Origin of the sequence: Croceibacterium mercuriale, assembly GCF_000802385.1 — a bacterium.
GTDB classification, from domain to species: domain Bacteria; phylum Pseudomonadota; class Alphaproteobacteria; order Sphingomonadales; family Sphingomonadaceae; genus Croceibacterium; species Croceibacterium mercuriale.
Genome location: NZ_JTDN01000001.1, coordinates 494,029 through 512,374, shown reverse-complemented (window position 1 = coordinate 512,374; position 18,346 = coordinate 494,029). Strand labels below are relative to the sequence as shown.

Genomic DNA, 18,346 nt, shown 5'->3' with positions numbered 1-18,346 from the left:
CCATGCAGGTGTCACAGTCAGCCCGTAGCGGCGCCCTCACAGGCTCAGGGCCTTCGGGGAAAAACACATCATGTCACGCATTTTGCGCGCACTTCGTGCGCCGCTTCCATTCGCCTGCATCATTCTTGCGCTGTCGCAGCCGGCCTGTGGCCAGACGGCGACGCCGGACACCGCCGCTGCCGAACAGGGCGGCGACGAGATCGTCGTCACCGGCACCTATGCGCGCAGCCTGGCCGCCGCGACCCAGACCAAGCGCAATGCATCCTATGGCGTCGATTCGATCGCCTCCACCGACATCGGCAAGTTCCCGACGCAGAACGTGGCCGAGGCGCTGCAGCTGGTCACCGGCGTCTCCATCACCCGCCCGCGCGGCGAAGGGTTGTATGTCAGCGTGCGCGGCCTGGGGCCGCAGTTCCAGAGCACGCTGGTCAACGGGCGCACCGTGGCGATCAACGACCTGATCGAGAATGGCGGCGCAGCCGGGCGGCAGTTCCGGTTCGAGATGCTGCCGGCCGAGTTCGTGTCCCAGATCGACGTCATCAAGACGCCGACCGCGGACATGACCGAAGGCGCGCTGGGCGGCAATATCGACGTGCAGACCTTCAAGCCGCTGGATGTCGGCACAAAGACCACGCTGAACCTGCGCGGCACCTACACCACCATGACGGAAAGGGTCCGCCCCAACGCCACGGTGCTCAGCAGCTACGCCGCCGCCGATGACAGCTTCGGCATCCTGGCCGGCGTGCAGTACTGGGCCAAGTCCGTGCGGAACGACCGGTTCTACAACACCGGCTGGAACCTGATCCCCCGCTTCGCGCAGACACTGGGCGGCAGCTTCTACACGCCGACCCGCACCCGCCCGACGGTGGAGACCGAGGAACGCGACCGCTATTCCGGCATCGTCTCGGCCCAGTGGCGCCCCTCGCCCGAGCTGGAGACGACGCTGGACGTGTCGCTGACCCGGCTGGATGTCGAATATGACGAGTTCGGCCTCGACATCTATCCCGACGATCCCGGCACCGCGATCGTGCCCGGATCGTTTACCGTCGCCGGCGACACCGTGACCCGTGCCACCATCAACAATGTGCGCTTCATGGCCTCGCGCGAATACAGCCTCAACCGGCACGACCTGATCAATGTCGGGCTGAAGCAGCTGTGGTCCCCCGGCGCGTGGGACGTGTCGGCCAATGTGAACTGGTCCTACGCGCACAGCTTCCATCCCAGCTATCGCGAAGGCACCGTGCGCAGCCGGATGCAGATCATCGCGCCGCTGACCTATGACGCATCGGGCGGCTACAAGGTCGGCCCGGTGATCAGCACGCCCGCGAATGTGGACGATCCGGCCAGCTACATCTTCTATCCGTTCAACATCGCGCCCAAGAACAGCAAGGACTGGGACACCTATGCCCGGCTGGATATCGGCCGTGATCTGTCCGGCTTCATCACCCGGCTGCAGGCCGGCGGCGAATATCATTGGCGCAAGCGGGATTACGCGCGCCGCGACTTCAACGTGAACGTCCCCGGCAACCCGCCTATCGGGCAGGTCGTGCCTGGTGGTTACGAGCCGTTGCCGTTCGACGATGCCTTCGACCGGATCGGCGGCGGCTTTCCGCGCAGCTGGGCCGTGCCGGTCACCAGTGCCTTCTACGACCGGCTGTTCACCGATGCGGTGGCCAATGCGCCGCTGGCAGCGGGCGACCTGCGCGCATCCTACATCGTGGAGGAGAAGATCTTCGGCGGCTATGTCCGGGCCGATTACGGGTTCGACCTGGGCGCCGTCGGCGTCACCGGTAATGTCGGCGTGCGTTACGTCCACACCGACCAGGTGGCGAGCGGCACCCTGACGCTGGGCACCACGCCCACGCCGGCCAGCTTCCCGCAGGAGTTCAACAACTGGCTGCCGTCCTTCAACCTGCGCGCCGCGCTGACGCCCAGCCTGATTGCGCGCCTCGCCGCCAGCCGCGTGCTGACCCGGCCCAACATGACGCAGACGGCGCCGCAGATCAGCGTGTCGACCGATGCACCCACCGCCAGTGGCGGCAATCCGGATCTGCAGCCTTTCCTGGCCACGCAGTTCGACGGATCGCTGGAATGGTACTTCCAGCCCGCCGCATCGCTGACCGGCGCCGTGTTCTGGAAGAAGATGGACGACTACATCACCGCGCAGAACGTCAACATCGACATTCCGGGTCGTGGCACCGTGCTGCTGAACACGCAGGTCAATGGCGGCGCGGCCAAGGTCTACGGCGTGGAGGCGGCATACAACCAGGTGTTCGACTTCCTGCCCGCCCCGTTCGACGGGCTGGGGGTGCAGGCCTCCTACACCCACACCTCCGTCCGCTCCAACTACCAGGCCGGCGCGCGGCCGATCGTGGACCAGCTGATCGGCCTGTCCAAAAACAGCTACAACCTGGTCGGCTTCTACGATTATGGCCCGGTCTCCGCCCGGCTGTCCTATGTCTGGCGCGGCCGGTACCTGACCAGCAATGGCAGCACCACGCAGACGGAAAGCTATGTCGCCCCGTTCGGGTCGCTGGACGGCAACCTGTCGTTCCGCGTCCTGCCCGACACATTGCTCAGCCTGGAAGGGATCAATCTCGCCGGCGCCAAGGCCTACTCCTATAGCGGGATCGAGCAGCGCTATAACGAGATCCAGTATTACGGGCGCACCATCCTGTTCGGCATCAGGACGCAGTTCTGATGCGCCGCCGGATCGCCCTCGCCGCCGCGCTCCTCGCCACGATGCCGGTCCTGCTCGCCGCGGGCGAGCCGGCGCCGCTGGCGATGAACGACATCCAGGTCGTCGGCTCCCACAACAGCTTCAAGGCACAGATTTCCTCCGCCGTGATGGCGCGGCTGCGCGCCATGGAACCGAAGCTGGCCGACGGGCTCGACTACCATCACCTGTCCCTGACGGAGCAGCTCGAAGCCGGCATCCGCCAGTTCGAGCTGGACATCTTCGCCGATCCCGATGGCGGCCGCTATGCCGATCCGGCGGGCGAGGCCTGGGCGCGCGAGGCTGGCGAGGTGACGGGCTTCGACCGGGCGGCGATGCTGGCCCCCGGCTACAAGGTGCTGCACATCCCGGACGTCGATTACCTCAGCACCTGCGCTACGCTGGCGCTGTGCCTGACGGAGATCGACGGCTGGTCGCGCAGCCATCCCGACCATCTGCCGATCATGATCACCCTGAACGCGGCCGACATGCCATCTGGGCGGCCCGGCATCACCGATCCGCTGCCGCTCGACAATCCGGCGCTGCTCGACGCACTGGATGCGGAGGTCCGCGCGGCGCTGCCGGCCGGTCGGCTGATCACCCCGGACGAGGTGCGCGGCACTGCGGCCAGCCTGCGCGACGCGGTGCGGGACAATGGCTGGCCCGCGCTGGATGCGACGCGTGGCCGAATCTACTTGGTGCTCGACGTGCGCGATGCGGTGTCGGACGCGTACCGGGCCAGCCACCCTGCCCTGGCCGGGCGGGCGATGTTCGGCTGGTATCCGGACGGCCAGCCCGAATCCATGCTCCAGATCGTGCAGGATCCGCTCGCCGATGGCGCGCAGATCCGCCGCTGGGTAGCGGGCGGCACGATCGTGCGCACCCGCACCGACGCCAATGCCGTGGAGGCCCGCTCGGGCGACCACACCAAGGCGCAGGCCGCCATGGACAGCGGGGCCCAGGCGGTCAGCACCGATTACTACCCCGGCGCGCCCGACCCGCTCGGGGCCGGGTTCACCATCAGCCTGCCCGATGGCGCGATGGCGCGGTGCAGCCTGGTGCGCGTGCCCCAAGGATGCAAGTTGAAGCCATGAACGCCTTGCCCGTCAGCCAAAGGCGGCGCGCGCCAGCTTCATGACTTCCTTTGATGGCTTCGGCGGCTCCGACGGGGTCGCCGCAGCCAGCTGGTCGTGGATCGCCTGCAGGGCAGCGATCCGCGCCGGCTTCTTCTTGTCGCCGTTGATGATCGTCCAGGGCGCGAGGGCGGTATCGGTCTGCGCGAACATCTCCTCCATGGCGGCCAGGTAGGCGGCGCGCTGTTCCCGGTTGCGGAAATCCTCCGCGCTGACCTTCCATCGCTTCCATGGATGCTCCAGCCGCGCCTTCAGCCGTTCGTCCTGCACCTCGGCGGAGACATGCAGGAACAGCTTGACGATCGTGGTCCCGTCCGCTGCCAGCTGTTCCTCGAACTGGTTGATCTCGGCATAGGCGCGGCGCCACTCCGCCTTGGTGGCGAACCCCTCCACCCGCTCCACCAGCACCCTGCCGTACCAGCTGCGATCGAACACCGCGATCTCGCCCGATGCAGGCAGGCGCTGCCAGAACCGCCAGAGGAAGTTGTGCGCCTGCTCCTCGGCCGTCGGGGCGGCGATCGGCCAGACGGAGAAGGCGCGCGGGTCCCACTCCGCCGTCAGCCGCTTGATCGCGCCGCCCTTGCCCGCCGCGTCCCAGCCTTCGAAAACGATCACGCTGCGCCGGCCATGCACGATATGCCCGACCATCACCTGCGCCAGCTTGCCCTGCAGATCCTCCAGCGCGGTGTCGTATGGCTGGTCCAGCGGCTCGGGCCGGTCGTGCCCGGCCAGCCTGCCGTCCGACTTGGCAGTGGAGCTTCGCGCCTTGGTCATTCCCGTACAATCCTCTCTCCCGGGGATCCCTCCCGATCCGGCTCGCCCGCCGGCCCCTGCAGGCCCGGCGGGCCCGCACCTTCGGCGTCCGGATCGATGCCGCGCTGCTGATCCAGCGTGCGCATGATCGGGGTGACCGTCAGCCCATGCAGCAGGATCGACAGCAGCACGACCAGCCCGACCACGCCCCACAGCCGCTCGGCATCGCCGATGCTCATGTGATTGATGCCGAACGCCACGTAATAGATCGTGCCTACCCCGCGGATGCCGAAGAACGCCAGCGTCAGCTTCTCGCCCCGGTCCGCCGGATAGCCCAGCATCGCGATCCATCCGGCCACCGGCCGGATCACCAGCAGGATGAGCAGCGCCGCACTCACCTCGATCCAGCCGACGGGGGCCAGCAGGCCGCTCACCAGCGCACCGCCGAACAGGATCAGCAGCACCATCATCGCCAGCCGCTCGACCTGTTCGGTCATCGCGTGCATCTCCAGCTGGAAATCATGGTCCCGATGCGTGCTGCGGAACGTCAGCGCGGTGACGAACACCGCCAGGAAGCCGTAGACATGGATGATCTCGGTCAGGCCATACGACACCAGCGTGGCCGCCAGCGCGATCAGCCCGTCGCCGGTCCGCGCCAGCTTGGTTTCGGCCGGCACCCGGAAGGTCAGCCAGCCGAAGGCACGGCCCACCAGCCAGCCGCCGACGATCCCGCCGCCGATCTCCCACAGCACGCGATAGGTCAGCCATTCGGTCAACCACGGCTCCCCACTGGGCAACGCGACCGCCAGCAGGACGGCCAGGTGGACGAAGGGAAAGGCCGCCCCATCGTTCAGCCCGGCTTCGGAGGTCAGGCCGAACCGCACGTCATCCTCGTCACCGGTGCGGGGCGGACCGACCTGGATATCGGCCGCCAGCACCGGATCGGTCGGCGCCAGGCTGGCCCCCAGCAGCAGCGCCACCGCCAGCGGCAGGCCGAGCATGGAATAGCCCAGCAACGTCATCGCCAGGATGCTGAGTGGCATGGTGATCAGCAACAGCCGCCACGTGATCGCCCATTGCCGCCAGCCGAACAGCCGGTCGATCTTCAGCCCCGCACCCATCAGCGCGATGATGACGACGAATTCCGTAAACCGCTCGGTGATCTCCGGATACAGCACCGGCAGCGGCCGCAGGGTCACCTGCGGCAGCAGGAACACGCCTGCACCGATGGCAATGCAGATGATCGGCAGGGACAGCGGCAGGCGCTTCAGTGCCAGCGGCAGCCAGGCGACCAGCGTGATCAGCACGCCGAAACCGGTTAGCATCAGGATGTATGGATCAGGGGCCAGGTCGGGCAGCATTCCCACGCAACGTGCGTCGGGCGCTTTCGGGGCAGCGCCGCGCGCAAATAGGTCTTGTCGGCCTCAGACCTTCACGATCCGCAGCGCGATGTAGGGCTTGCCCGGCAGCGCCACCGTGGGCCGCGCAGGATCGTGGACGTCATATTCGTCCAGCTGCACCATGTTGAACACGCCCTCCACCGGCGTCACCGTCATGTTCCAGGTGTCGAGCACGTCGACGCGGAACTGATGATGCGGATCGGCGGCGCGGGTCGGCAGCCGCATCTGCCATTCGGTCGGCTGCTCGCGCCCGAAATATTTGAGGTACCAGGTGAAATCGCGCCCACCCAGGTGATAGTCCCAGAACTGCTGCAGCGGATCGATGCCCGGGATCGGCGCATCCTCCAGCACCTGGCGCAGGAAGGCGAGCCGCGGCGGGCTGGTGCCGTGCAGCGCACCGCCCTGCCCCAGCCAGGAAATGTCGGGGTTGTCCTCGCTGCTGAATACCTCGCCATGGCCGACATAGCAGCCGCCCAGCGTGCCCCACCAGAACCGCTCCACCAGTTCCTCGCCGCTCAGCCGGGCCCAGCGCTTGGAGGAATTGCCTTCATAGATCACCTCGTCGAAGATCACCGCCTTCTGCGCGAACAGCCGGTGCGGATGGACCCGCCCGTCATCCAGCGGTGCGGCGCCATGCTGCACGCTCGCATGGGTAATCCACGGCTTGCGATGATCGTAATAGACATGCAGCTGGTGGATCGATCGCAGCCGGTCGTGCGGATCGGCCGCGACCAGCACCTGGAACAGGTGGTCCCAGTCGGCGACCGTCTTGCTTTCGACGATGTCGTATTCGTTGGCCATCGACCACCACACATTGCGGTATGCGCCGAAGCGCGCGACGACGTAGCGCAGGTAGCGCTCGTCATCCGCGCGGATCATCCCGGAATAGCCGCGCGTGGCGTCATAAGGGTGGAACAGGATCACGTCCGCCTCGATGCCGAGCTCGCCCAGCCGGATGATGCGATCCTCGAACCGGCGGAAATAGTCGGGATCGGGCCGGGTCGGATCCCAGTCCTTCGGCCCGCCGCCGGTCCGCACGAACGGGTCTGTGGCGACAGAGGCGACATTGGGGAACACCAGCATGCGGATCTTGTTGAACGGCGCCGCCTTCAGCGTCGCCAGCGTCTCCGCACAGCGGGCATCCGACTGCAGCGCCCAGGAATAGGACGTGGTGCCGACCGGCCGGTACGGCGTGCCGTCGGCATGGGCGAAGTGATACCCGTCCCGGCTGATCCGCACCGGCCCGCGATTGCCAGGACCAGGCGCGACGCTGTCGAACGCGCCGGTGCGACCATCCAGTGCGGCGACATTGCTGGTGGTGCGCCAGCGCCATTGCCCCAGATCGGGCGGGCTGAAGCGGATGCGGTACACACCCGCACCGTCATAGAAGCCCGGCACCTCGATCTGCCGCTCGCCCGACTGGAACAGGCCCGTCAGGCGTACATCGTCGAACGGGTTGCCGCCTGCCGGTCCGTCCAGCACGATCTCGTGCACGCCCCACCGCTCCACCTGCGTGCCGCGGGCGGCCGCTGCATGCGGCGCGACGGCCATGGCCCCTGTGGCCAGCGTGGTGCCCAGCAGCACCCGGCGCGTGATCGTCATCGACATTCCTCCCGCTCGACACCGCATTTCGCGGTTGGCATGCACAAACATAATATCATATGCTGTTTGGAAGCAAGACGATGGGGAGAGCAGATGGCGGGCGAGCAGAACCTGGCAGCACCAGGCACGCAGAAGGATGACTGGAAGAACACGATCCTGGCGGGCCTCGCCAACTATATCGATGCCGGATCGATCGTCGCCGGTTCCGCCGCGCTGGCGCTGTGGATGGAGGAGTATGCCCTCAGCCCCAGCTTCGTCGGGCTGATCGGCGCGCTGGGGCCCAACGCCATCTCGGCCGGGCTCGGCGCGTTCATCGGCGGGCGGCTGTGCGACCTGTTCGGGCGCAAGAAGATCTACCAGTACGATATGCTGTTCTACGCCTTCGGCATGCTGTGGCTGATCTTCGCGATGAATGCGTGGATGGTGCTGATCGGCTTCTTCCTGGTCGGCCTCGCCGTGGGCGCGGACATTCCGGCCTCGTGGTCGCTGATCGCGGAGGCCGCGCCGAAGGGATCGCGCGGCAAGCACAGCGGCGTTGCGCAGGTGCTGTGGTATCTCGGCCCGGTCGTCGTCCTGCTGATGTTCCTGGTGCTGGAACCGCTGGGCCTGCTGGGCGCGCGGATCGTGTTCGGCCACCTTGCCGTGCTGGCGCTGGGCCTCACCTTCCTGCGATCCCGCATGAAGGAATCGCAGCGCTGGCTGGACGCGCAGGTCGAACAGGAGGCGGCCGGCACCGCCGCGAAGCCTGCACGCCTGCGCGACCTGATGCAGGCGAAATGGATCGGCCCAATGGCGTTCCTGATCGGCATGTACGGCATGTGGAACCTGTGGGCCGGCACCAACGGGTTCTTCTTCCCCTACATCCTGCGCACCGTCGGCAATCAGAGCCAGGGCATGTCGGTCGCCATCCAGTCGCTCAGCTTCTTCATCGGGATGCTGTCGATCTGGCTGATCTTCATGAAACTGTCGGACCGGGTGAACCAGCGGCTGCTGTTCCTGGTATCCGCCATCATGCAGGTCATCGGCATGGCGCTGCTGGCGATCTTCCCGCTGACGCTGCCCATGGCCTTGCTGCACGTGTTCCTGATGGCGGTCGGCCAGGGGTTCGGCGCGCAGTGCTTCTTCCAGCTGTGGAGCGCGGAGATGTTCCCCACCCTGCTGCGCAGCACCGCACAGGGGCTGATGTTCGGCATCGTCCGGATCTCGCTGGGCGTGTTCAGCTTCTTCGTGCCGCTGCTGACCGCGACCGGGTTCCAGACCCTGGCCTGGATCCTCACCGGGTTCCTGGTGCTGAGCGGGCTGATCGGCTTCCTCGGCGCGCCCCGGAACGAGGGCAAGTCGCTGGAGGAGCTCGAGGAGGAGATGGCCTAGGCCGAAGCGCGATCCACCGCGGCGTGCCAGTCGCGGCGGATCGCCTGCCGGGTGGCGTCCGGCAGGGTCGGCACGAAACTGTCGTCCGCCCGCAGCCGCAAGCCGCCGTCATCCAGCCCCAGCGCCCTTATCGCCATCCGGGCCACACCCAGCGCGCTCGCGCCGGCGGCCTGCGGGCGGCGGATGGTGCGCCCGGTCAGGTCGGCCAGCAGCTGCGCCAGCACGACATTGCCCGCCGCCCCGCCATCGATCGACAGGCTGGTGGTGCGGGTGCCGAGATCGGCATCCATCGCGTCCAGGACGTCGCCGATCTGGTGCGCGATCGCCTCCAGCGTGGCGCGCGCGACATGCGCCGGCTGCGTGCCCAGCGTCATGCCATGGATCGTCCCGCGCGCCTGTGGCCGCCAGTACGGCGCGCCGAGCCCCGCCAGCGCCGGCACGAAGGTCACCCCGCCGCTGTCAGGCACGGTGGCGGCCAGCGCTGTCAGCGCATCTTCGTCCGCCAGGCCGAGCAGCGCGGTCGCGAACGCCGCGGCATGGCCGGACACCGAGATGTTGCCCTCCAGCGCGTGCTGCACCTGCCCCCTGCGCGACCAGGCGATCGTGCCCGAAAGACCATGCGTCGACTGGACGCGCCCCTGTGTCGGGGTCATCAGCGAACTGCCGGTGCCGATCGTCGCCTTCACAGCGCCCGGGCTTTCGATACCATGCGCGAACAGGGCGGCATGGCTGTCGCCCAGCATCGCGTGGATCGGAGTGCCCGGCGGCAGGCCGTATCCGGGTGCGACCATGCCGAACTGGCTGTCGGACGGCATGATCGCCGGCAGCATGGCCAGCGGCACGTCGAAGATGCGCGCCAGTTCGGCATCCCATTGCAGCGTATCCAGGCTGAACAGCTGCGTGCGCGACGCGTTGCTGTGATCGGTCGCATGGACCGCGCCGCCGGTCAGATTCCACAGCAGCCAGCTGTCGATCGTGCCGCAGCGCAGCTCGCCCCGTGCGGCCCGTTCGCGCCCACCGGGCAGGCTGTCGAGCAGCACCGCCAGCTTGGCCGCGGGGAACATCGGGTCCAGCCCCAGCCCGCTGCGCCGGACAACCTCGTCCGCCACTCCGCGATGCTGCAACTCGCGGCAGCGCGCGGCCGAACGCTGACACTGCCACGACACGGCGGAGGTGACCGGCTGCCCGCTTGCCGCGTCCCAGATCACCACCGTCTCGCGCTGGTTGGCGATCGCGACGGCCACGATCCCGGGGGTCGCCACCTCGGCGATCAGCGCCGCCACCGTCTCCCGGATCTCCGCCGCCGACTGCTCCGCCCAGCCGGGCTGCGGGAAGGACAGCCGCAGCGCGCGTGAGCGTGATTGCATCACGCGGCCATCCGCCGCCAGCAGCACCGCCTTGGTGTTCGTCGTCCCCTGGTCGATCGCCAGGATCAGCGGTCCGCTCATCAGCCGGGCTTCGCCTGCAGCACCTCGCGGGCGGCGGCGGCGATGCCGGTGGCGGTCAGGCCGTGCTGCTCCATCAGCCAGTCCGCCGATCCGGTCGGCAGGAAGCCGGGAAAGCCCAGCATCCGCATGCGTGTCGGGGCATGGCGCGCGCACCATTCGGCGACCGCGCCACCCAGGCCGCCATGCGCCAGCCCTTCTTCCGCCGTCACGATTGCGCCGGTCGCCGCCGCTTCGGCCAGTGCCGCCACGTCGATCGGCGACACGGTGGCCATGTTGATCACACGCGCCCCGATCCCCTCGGCCGCTAACGATTCCGCCGCGGCAAGTGCGCGGTGGACCAGCGTGCCGGTCGCCACGATCGCCAGGTCGCCACCCTCGCGCAGGGTCTCCGCCACGCCGATCCGGAACGTCGCGTCGGTCCGGGCCAGCTGCGGCACCGGCATGCGGCTGAGGCGCAGATAGACCGGTCCGTCATGCGCCGCCGCCGCACGGATCGCCGCCGCCGTCTGCCACGGATCGGCGGGCACGATCACCGTCAGCCTGTCGATGGCGCGCAGCCAGGCGACATCCTCGATGCTGTGATGCGTCGCGCCCAGTTCGCCATAGGCCACTCCGCTGGAGATGCCGCACAGCTTCACATTGGCCTGGCTGTAGGCGCAATCGACCTTGATCTGCTCCATCGCCCGCGCGGTCAGGAAGCAGGCGGCACCGCTGACGAACGGTACCTTGCCGCCATTGGCCAGCCCGGCCCCCACGCCGACCATGTTCTGTTCGGCGATGCCGACATTGATCAGCCGGTCGGGGAAACGGTCGCGGAACCGGCCAAGCTTGGACGAGCCGACAGAATCGTTCACCACCGCCACGATGCGCGGATCATCCGCGGCCAGCTCCTCCAGCGCGGCGACATAGGCGTCGCGGCAATCGAACATGCCCTGTGCCGGTGCAGCCCCGCTCATCGTCCCGCCTCCGCTTCCAGTTCGGCGAGCGCCGCCGCATATTGCTCTGCATTCGGCACGCCGTGATGCCAGCCGGCCTGGTCCCGCATGTAGCTGACGCCATGCCCCTTGAAGGTGTGCGCGATGATGCACAGCGGTACGTCGCGCGGAGCGGCAGCGGCGTCGAGCGCCTGCAGCAGCGCGGCATGGTCATGCCCGTCGACCTCCGCCACCTGCCAGCCAAAAGCGCGCCACTTGTCCGCCAGCGGCTCCAGCGCATTGGTGTCCTCCGTCCGGGCACCCTGCTGCAGGCGGTTGCGATCGACGATCACCGTCAGCCTGCCCAGTCTGCGGTGACCCGCCAGCATCGCCGCTTCCCACATGCTGCCTTCCTGCAGTTCCCCGTCGCCGGTCAGCACGAAGGTGCGGTAATCGGTGCGGTCGATCTGCCCGGCGATGGCAATGCCGACCGCGACGGGGAAGCCATGCCCCAGCGGCCCGGTATTGGTCTCTACCCCCGGCAGGTAGGTACGGTTGGGATGCCCGTTCAGCCGCGATCCCGGCTTCAGGTAGGTGTCGAGCTCCGCCTCCGGAAAGAAGCCGCGCCCGGCCAGCGCGGAATACAGCGCGCCGGTGCAATGCCCCTTGCTCATCACGAACCGGTCCCGGTCCGGCGCGTCGGGCATCGCCGGATCGATCCGCAGGACATCGAAATACAGGCTGGCCAGGATATCGGTCGCCGACAGGTCGCCGCCGGGATGCCCCTGGCCCGCCGCCACGATCATGCCGAGCAGCCGCTGCCGCATCCACCCGGCGCGTTCCCGGGTGCGGGCGGCGCGCTGCTCGATGTTGTTCCGGTTCAACTTGTCTGTCATATGATGACCATACGGCCCTCAGCGCCGCGAAGCAATCGGGAGGATGACAATGGGCACGCAACGCTACGGCGCCGGCATCTGGCACTTCGCCACCTATGTGGATCGCTACGCCACTGACGGCTACGGCGAGGCGCGATCGCTGCTGGAGATGATCGATCTCGCCGGACAGGTGGAGGATCTGACGGTAGTGGACATCAACTACCCGTTCGTTGATCCCAGCCTGTCGCTGGACACGGTCGAACAGGCGCTGCAGCGCAACGGCCTGTCGGTGATCGGCATCACGCCGGAGATCTACACAAGGCAGTTCGCCAAAGGCGCCTTCACCAACCCGGATGCGGGCATCCGCCGGCTGGCCAACGAGATGTGCAACGACGCGGCCGACGTGGTCCGCCGGTTCGGCGCCGATTACGTAAAGCTGTGGCCGGGGCAGGACGGGTGGGACTATCCCTTCCAGGTCGATCACCGCAAGCTGTGGCAGGCCAGCATCGACGGCGTGGCGGAACTCGCCGGCCAGAACCCGGACCTGAAGTTCGTCATAGAATACAAGCCGCGCGAACCGCGCGTGCACATGAGCTATGACAGCGTGGCGCGTACCCTGCTCGGCATCGAGAAGATGGGCCTGCCCAATGTGGGCATCCTGCTCGACTTCGGCCATTCGCTGTATGGCGGGGAGAGCCCGGCCGATGCGGCGCAGCTGGCGATCGATCATGGGCGCCTGTTCGGCATGGACGTGAACGACAACCTCCGCGGCTGGGACGACGACCTGATCGCCGGCTCCGTGCACCCGATCGAGCTGTTCGAGTTCTTCTACACCCTGCGCAAGAATGGCTGGGAAGGCGTGTGGCAACTTGACCAGTTTCCCTTCCGGGAGGACTCCGTGGCCGCCGCCAATTCCGCGATCGGCTTCCTCAAGGCGGTCGAGCGCGCACTCGACAAGCTCGATTTCGAGGGGATGCAGGCGGCGCAGGACCGGCAGGATGCCGTCACCGCGCTGAACCTGGCGCGCGCTGCGCTGTTCAGTTCGTACTGAGGGCTGCATCGCCTTGACCGATCTTGCCGTCACCGACCTGCGCGCCGAACAGACCACCCGACTGCTCGGTACGGATGTGCGCCATCCGCGCCTGTCATGGCGGATCGAGGCGACCGCGGCCGGCGTGGCGCAGCACAGCTACCGCATCCGCGCCGCCGCCGATCCGGACGCGGCCGGACCGCCGCTGTGGGATAGCGGCGTCGTCCGCTCCGATGCCTGCTTCGACATCCGCTATGGCGGCCCGCCGCTCACCTCCATGCAGCGCGTGTGGTGGTCGGTCGAGGTGACTGACAATCGCGGCCTGGTCGCCCGCGCCGCGCCCACCTGGTTCGAGGCCGGCCTGCTGGAACCCGGCGACTGGCGCGGCGACTGGCTGGAGGCGGAGGATGCCGGCGCCGCCGCCGAACGCGCTGCGGGCCTCGCCTGGATCTGGAGCAAGACGGCGCTCGACCCGCGGCCCCATGCCTTCCGGCTCGACCTCGACCTCGACCTGCCCGACGACATCATCCGGGTGGAGGTGCTGGTATCGGGCAAGGACCATCTGCGCGGCGTGTGGATCGACGGAGCACCGGCTGCGCTGGACCAGCCATGGGGCTATGACACGCCGCTGCCATATTGGGGCACGCTGAGCCCGGTCGTGGTGCCCTCCGGCGCCATCCCGCGGACGATCTGCGCGCTGGCGCAGGCGGATGTCGCAGGCTTCTTCCCGGTCGATGGCGGGGCCTTTGCCGCGCTGGTCCGGCTACACCGGCGGGATGGCTCCGTCATGCCGGTCGTCAGCGGCCCGGCCTGGCATGTGTGCGTCGATCCCCCGCAGGGCTGGCAGGCACCCGGCTTCGATGCCGGCGGCTGGCCAGCCGCGGTGACCAGCGGCGCGAATACGCACAACGATCCCCGCCCGTCCGAGCCGGTCATGCGCCTGCAAAGCCGTTTTGAGGCGCGCGGCAACATCATTGCTGCCCGCCTCTACGCCACCGCGCTGGGGGCCTACGACCTGTCGATCAACGGGCAGCGGGTGTCCGACGCGGTGCTCTCGCCGGAGATCAGCGTCGCCGCGCGGCATATCTTCTACCAGACTTGTGACGTCACGCCCCTGATCGTGGCGGGCACGAACGCGATCGACGTGCTGGTTGGCGATGGCTGGTATGCCAGCCCGTTCGGCTGGCGGATCGAACGCTACGCCTTTGGCCCTGCGCCGCGCCGGTTCCGGGGGCAGCTGCGGCTCGACTACGCCGATGGTTCACATGAATGGGTCACCACCGGCCCGGACTGGCGGATCGCATCGTCGCAGATCCTGACCTCCGAGATCTACGATGGCGAGACGGTCGATGCGCGCCGGCAGTCACGCGACTGGGTGCCGGTGAAGCTCGGCGCCGACCCTGGCGTCGCGCTGCTGCCGCTGACGTCCCCGCCGCTGCGCCCGGTGGAGGAGCTGCGGCCACTGTCCGTCAGCGAGCCGGTCCCGGGGCGTTTCGTGTTCGACTTCGGGCAGAACTTCTCCGGCTGGGTGCGGATCGCGGCACGGGGTGCGGCAGGCACCACCATCACCGCCCGCTTTGCCGAGCTGCTGCACCCGGACGGCACCGCCGACCTCGCCAACCTGCGCCTCGCCCGCGCCACCGACCGCTTCACGCTGGCAGGTTCCGGCGACGGCACCGGCGAGGCCGAGCTGCTGGAGCCGCGCTTCACCTATCATGGGTTCCGCTATGTCGAGCTGGACGGCTATCCTGGCACACCCGGGCCGGAGGATGTGGCCGGCGTGGTGGTCCACAATGATTGCCGCGTCACCGGCGCGCTGGAGTTCCCCCGGGCCCCGCTGCTGCAAGGCATCTGGCGCAATGCCATGTGGAGCCAGAAGTCCAACTTCTTCGCCGTGCCGACCGACTGCCCGCAACGGGACGAGCGGATGGGCTGGATGGGCGATATCCAGGTCTTCGCGGATGCCGCGGCCTTCAACATGGAGGTCGGCCCGTTCCTGCGCCGCTTCCTGATCGAGGCGCGCGCCGCGCAGCGGCCCGATGGCGGTTACCCCATCGTGGTGCCGCAGCCGCAATCCTACCCCGACGTGGTCACTGCAGGCTGGAGCGAGGCGGGCGTGATCCTGCCATGGCAGCTGTGGCAACGCTATGGCGACACCGCCGTGATCGAGGAGAACTGGGCGGCGATGCAGGCGTGGATGGACCATGTCGCCAGCCACAATCCCGACGGCATCTGGCGCCAAGAACGCGGGCTGGACCTGGGCGACTGGCTGTCCGTCGACGCGATCAAGCCCGATGACGAGACCACCCCGCGCGGCCTGTGCGCCACCGCCTACTGGGCGTGGTGCGCCGACCTGATGGAGAGGATGGCCACTGCCACCGGCCGCGACACCGATGCCGCGCATTACGCGCGGCTGCGCACCGGCATCGGACAGGCCTTTGCGGCCGAGTACCTGCGCGGCGACGGCACCGCAGGCAATGGCAGCCAGACCAGCCAGGTGCTGGCCCTGCATATGGGACTGGTCCCGCCCGGACAGCGCGCTGCCGCCGCGCGGGTGCTGGCCGACGACATCCGCGCACGCGGCATGAAGCTGTCGACCGGCTTCCTCGGCACGCCCTACATTCTGGACGTGCTCGCCGATGCGGGCCTGCTGGAGGAGGTCAGCGGATTGCTGCTGCAGACCGGTTATCCCAGCTGGGGCTACATGGTCGCGCAGGGGGCGACGACCATGTGGGAACGGTGGAACGGCGACACCGGCGATCTGGCGATGAACAGCTACAACCATTACGCCTTCGGCGCGGTGGTCGGCTTCTTCTACCGCCGCCTTGCCGGGATCGCACCGGCGGCGCCGGGCTTCCGCCGGATCGCGGTGCGGCCCTTGTGGCTGCCGGACGTCGGGCCGGTCCATGCGCGATATGAGTCCGTCATCGGCCCGATCGCGACCCGCACCGAAGGCGATGCCATCGGGCTGACCGCCCTGTCCCTCACCGTTCCGCCGAACAGCATCGCGGAGGTCGAGCTGCCCGATCGCGGCACATGGGTCGCGGACGGCCAGGACCTGCCATCCCACCGCTTCTCCGTGCCATCGGGAGAGTACCACTTCACCCTGCGCGATTGACGCCTCCTCACCAGCTTGCTAATCATCATACGTCTTACGACACATGGGAGAGAGTGGTGGTTACGCTGTTCGGCGAGACGATGACCCGGCGCGCACTGGCGGAGCGGACCGGCAGCCTGTCCCAGTTCGCCGGCGTGCGCCTGTCCACCCTGGGTGACGGTGTCGAACGCGGCAATCGGCTGCTGGAATTCCGCACCGGCACCGGCCTGCGCTTCACCGTGCTGGTCGACCGGGCGATGGACATCGCCGAGTGCGAGCATGCCGGGCGCAGCGTCGGCTGGCACTCCCCCTCCGGCTTCCGCCATCCGTCGCTGCACGATTACGAAGGCGAAGGCGGGCTCGGCTGGTTCCGGTCCATGTCCGGGCTGAACATCACCTGCGGGCTGGACCACACGCTGTTCATGCATGACGACCCCGCTGGCCATTACCATTACGGCCCGCGCCAGAAGGTATCCTCCTCCCTGCATGGGCGCGTCGGCACGGTCCCTGCCCGCCTGACCGGCTATGGCGAGCAGTGGGACGGCGATACCTGCGTGCTGTGGGCCGAAGGGATCGTGCAGCAATCGACCGTGTTCGGGGAGGACCTGCACCTGATCCGCCGGATCGAGGCCGATGTCGGCGGCGACGAGATCCGGCTGCACGACCGGGTGGTAAACCACGGGTTCTACCGTACGCCGCACATGTACTGCTACCACATCAATGTCGGGCACCCGGTGCTGGCCGAAGGCGCGCGCTATGTCGCGCCGATCCGCGAGGTGCTGTGGGCCGCGCATGAGGGCGACTACCGTGGCCAGGGCGTCGGCTACCGCACCGCGCCCGCGCCGATCCGCAACTTCCACGAACAGGTCTGGCAGCATGACATGGCCGCCGATGCGCATGGGCGCGTCAACGTCGCGCTGGTCAACGAGGCGCTCGGCTTCGGCTTCGAGGTCGAGACGCTGAAGAGCCAGTTTCCCGCCATGTACGAATGGCAGAACTTCCATGCCGGCCATTATGCGCTGGGAATCGAGCCTTCGACCAATCACGTGCTGGGCAAGGATTTCGCGCGCGAGCGGGGCGAGCTGATCTGGCTGGAGCATGGCGAGGAGCGGCAGTACGACACGGTTCTGCGCATCCTGCCCGGCAGCGCGGCCGTGGCCGATGCGGTCGCACGGATCGAGGCGGTGCAGCGCCAGCCGGACGAGGATTACCCGCAGCCGACCGGCAATTTCCCCGAAATCGCCGGGCGCGCATCGTGAACGGCCGCACGGTGCTCTACACCGGCGCGGCCGGCGGGCTGGGGCTGGAGACGACGGTACTGCTGCTGCGTCGCGGCGCCACGGTGGTGGCGGTCGACAATGATCCCGCCAAGGTCGCGCAGTTGCAGGCCGCCGCAGCTGATGAAACCACCGGCCGGCTGGTGGTGTCGCAGGCCGACCTGTCCGACCTCGCCGCCTTCCGCACCGAGCTCGACCGCCTGCTGGGCGAGGTCGGCCGGTTCGACGTCGTCATCAACAACGCCGCGATCTATCCGTCGAAACCGTTCGAGGACTTCACGGTCGAGGATCACCAGCTGGTCCAGCGGGTGAACGTCGATGCCGGCATCGTCGCGGTGCAGGCTGCCCTGCCCGGCATGCGGGCCGCCGGTCGGGGCCGGATCATCAACATCTCCAGCATCACCATCTCCGGCGGCTGGGCCAACCTGTCGCCTTACGTGGCGTCCAAGGCGGCGCTGATCGGCCTGACCCGCGCCTGGGCGCGCGAGTTCGGCCCGTATGGCATCACCGTCAACGCCATCGCGCCGGGCGCCTTCCCAACGGATGCCGAGAAGATCCACCCGGATCCGGAAGGCTACGACCGAATGGTGCTGGACGCGCAGGCGATCAAGCGCCGCGGCAGCGCGGACGACATCGCCGCCGCCATCGCCTTCTTCGCTGCCGACGAGGCAAGCTTCATCACCGGTCAGACGCTGCACGTGAACGGCGGCTGGGTCATGGCCTGAGGACC

13 protein-coding genes are annotated in these 18,346 nt (G+C 68.2%); 7 read left to right on the top strand and 6 right to left on the bottom strand.

Annotation, left to right across the window (positions count from 1 at the left end):
- The first annotated feature begins 70 nt into the window (after positions 1–70).
- Together PK98_RS02280 and PK98_RS02275 are read left to right on the top strand one after the other, a co-directional pair.
- Positions 71–2,701, top strand: coding sequence for a TonB-dependent receptor (locus tag PK98_RS02280; RefSeq protein ID WP_039093972.1), 2,631 nt, complete (start codon positions 71–73; stop codon positions 2,699–2,701).
- A complete protein-coding gene (locus PK98_RS02275) occupies positions 2,701–3,810 on the top strand; it encodes a Ca2+-dependent phosphoinositide-specific phospholipase C (protein WP_235425370.1) in 1,110 nt (369 codons plus the stop codon). Before PK98_RS02280 ends, PK98_RS02275 begins: the two co-directional genes overlap by 1 nt.
- Before the next feature lie 12 nt (positions 3,811–3,822).
- On the opposite strand, the gene PK98_RS02270 is transcribed toward PK98_RS02275, so the two are convergent.
- The 3 genes from PK98_RS02270 to PK98_RS02260 form a co-directional block, all read right to left on the bottom strand.
- Entirely contained in the window at positions 3,823–4,623 is an 801-nt protein-coding gene (locus tag PK98_RS02270) for a polyphosphate kinase 2 family protein (protein ID WP_052207923.1), read from the bottom strand.
- Positions 4,620–5,963 (bottom strand): cation:proton antiporter, encoded by a 1,344-nt coding sequence (locus PK98_RS02265; RefSeq protein WP_052207921.1) that lies wholly within the window; start codon positions 5,961–5,963, stop codon positions 4,620–4,622. The genes PK98_RS02270 and PK98_RS02265 overlap by 4 nt, the downstream gene beginning before the upstream one ends.
- Positions 5,964–6,026: 63 nt before the next feature.
- Positions 6,027–7,604 carry a DUF5060 domain-containing protein gene (locus PK98_RS02260; protein WP_039096125.1) on the bottom strand — a complete coding sequence of 526 codons (1,578 nt, stop codon included), beginning with the start codon at positions 7,602–7,604 and terminating at the stop codon, positions 6,027–6,029.
- Between the two features lie 93 nt (positions 7,605–7,697).
- Between PK98_RS02260 and PK98_RS02255 the strand changes: the two genes are divergently transcribed.
- Positions 7,698–8,975, top strand: coding sequence for an MFS transporter (locus tag PK98_RS02255; protein WP_039093970.1), 1,278 nt, complete (start codon positions 7,698–7,700; stop codon positions 8,973–8,975).
- Here PK98_RS02255 and PK98_RS02250 read toward each other — a convergent pair.
- The 3 genes from PK98_RS02250 to PK98_RS02240 are packed head-to-tail and all read right to left on the bottom strand — an operon-like array spanning position 8,972 to position 12,233.
- Positions 8,972–10,423, bottom strand: coding sequence for an FGGY family carbohydrate kinase (locus PK98_RS02250; RefSeq protein ID WP_039093968.1), 1,452 nt, complete (start codon positions 10,421–10,423; stop codon positions 8,972–8,974). The genes PK98_RS02255 and PK98_RS02250 overlap by 4 nt on opposite strands.
- Positions 10,423–11,379 (bottom strand): transketolase family protein, encoded by a 957-nt coding sequence (locus tag PK98_RS02245; RefSeq protein WP_039093967.1) that lies wholly within the window; start codon positions 11,377–11,379, stop codon positions 10,423–10,425. Before PK98_RS02245 ends, PK98_RS02250 begins: the two co-directional genes overlap by 1 nt.
- Positions 11,376–12,233 carry a transketolase gene (locus PK98_RS02240; RefSeq protein WP_039093965.1) on the bottom strand — a complete coding sequence of 286 codons (858 nt, stop codon included), beginning with the start codon at positions 12,231–12,233 and terminating at the stop codon, positions 11,376–11,378. The genes PK98_RS02245 and PK98_RS02240 overlap by 4 nt, the downstream gene beginning before the upstream one ends.
- 49 nt (positions 12,234–12,282) lie before the next feature.
- On the opposite strand from PK98_RS02240, the gene PK98_RS02235 reads away from it, so the two are divergent.
- The 4 genes from PK98_RS02235 to PK98_RS02220 are packed head-to-tail and all read left to right on the top strand — an operon-like array spanning position 12,283 to position 18,341.
- Positions 12,283–13,263, top strand: coding sequence for a sugar phosphate isomerase/epimerase family protein (locus PK98_RS02235; RefSeq protein ID WP_200884961.1), 981 nt, complete (start codon positions 12,283–12,285; stop codon positions 13,261–13,263).
- 13 nt (positions 13,264–13,276) lie between these two features.
- The gene (locus tag PK98_RS02230; protein ID WP_052207919.1) at positions 13,277–16,360 is read left to right on the top strand and encodes an alpha-L-rhamnosidase; all 3,084 of its coding nucleotides are present in this window, start codon (positions 13,277–13,279) and stop codon (positions 16,358–16,360) included.
- Positions 16,361–16,416: 56 nt separating this feature from the next.
- A complete protein-coding gene (locus PK98_RS02225) occupies positions 16,417–17,598 on the top strand; it encodes an aldose 1-epimerase family protein (protein ID WP_039096123.1) in 1,182 nt (393 codons plus the stop codon).
- Positions 17,595–18,341, top strand: coding sequence for an SDR family NAD(P)-dependent oxidoreductase (locus PK98_RS02220; protein WP_152608511.1), 747 nt, complete (start codon positions 17,595–17,597; stop codon positions 18,339–18,341). The genes PK98_RS02225 and PK98_RS02220 overlap by 4 nt, the downstream gene beginning before the upstream one ends.
- Positions 18,342–18,346: the final 5 nt, after the last annotated feature.

What these genes read in the sequence shown, in the direction of transcription:
- PK98_RS02280 (WP_039093972.1), top strand. Translation starts at nt 71, where the DNA reads ATGTCACGCATTTTGCGCGCACTTCGTGCGCCGCTTCCATTCGCCTGC.
- PK98_RS02275 (WP_235425370.1), top strand. Translation starts at nt 2,701, where the DNA reads ATGCGCCGCCGGATCGCCCTCGCCGCCGCGCTCCTCGCCACGATGCCG.
- PK98_RS02270 (WP_052207923.1), bottom strand. Translation starts at nt 4,623, where the DNA reads ATGACCAAGGCGCGAAGCTCCACTGCCAAGTCGGACGGCAGGCTGGCC.
- PK98_RS02265 (WP_052207921.1), bottom strand. Translation starts at nt 5,963, where the DNA reads ATGCTGCCCGACCTGGCCCCTGATCCATACATCCTGATGCTAACCGGT.
- PK98_RS02260 (WP_039096125.1), bottom strand. Translation starts at nt 7,604, where the DNA reads ATGACGATCACGCGCCGGGTGCTGCTGGGCACCACGCTGGCCACAGGG.
- PK98_RS02255 (WP_039093970.1), top strand. Translation starts at nt 7,698, where the DNA reads ATGGCGGGCGAGCAGAACCTGGCAGCACCAGGCACGCAGAAGGATGAC.
- PK98_RS02250 (WP_039093968.1), bottom strand. Translation starts at nt 10,423, where the DNA reads ATGAGCGGACCGCTGATCCTGGCGATCGACCAGGGGACGACGAACACC.
- PK98_RS02245 (WP_039093967.1), bottom strand. Translation starts at nt 11,379, where the DNA reads ATGAGCGGGGCTGCACCGGCACAGGGCATGTTCGATTGCCGCGACGCC.
- PK98_RS02240 (WP_039093965.1), bottom strand. Translation starts at nt 12,233, where the DNA reads ATGACAGACAAGTTGAACCGGAACAACATCGAGCAGCGCGCCGCCCGC.
- PK98_RS02235 (WP_200884961.1), top strand. Translation starts at nt 12,283, where the DNA reads ATGGGCACGCAACGCTACGGCGCCGGCATCTGGCACTTCGCCACCTAT.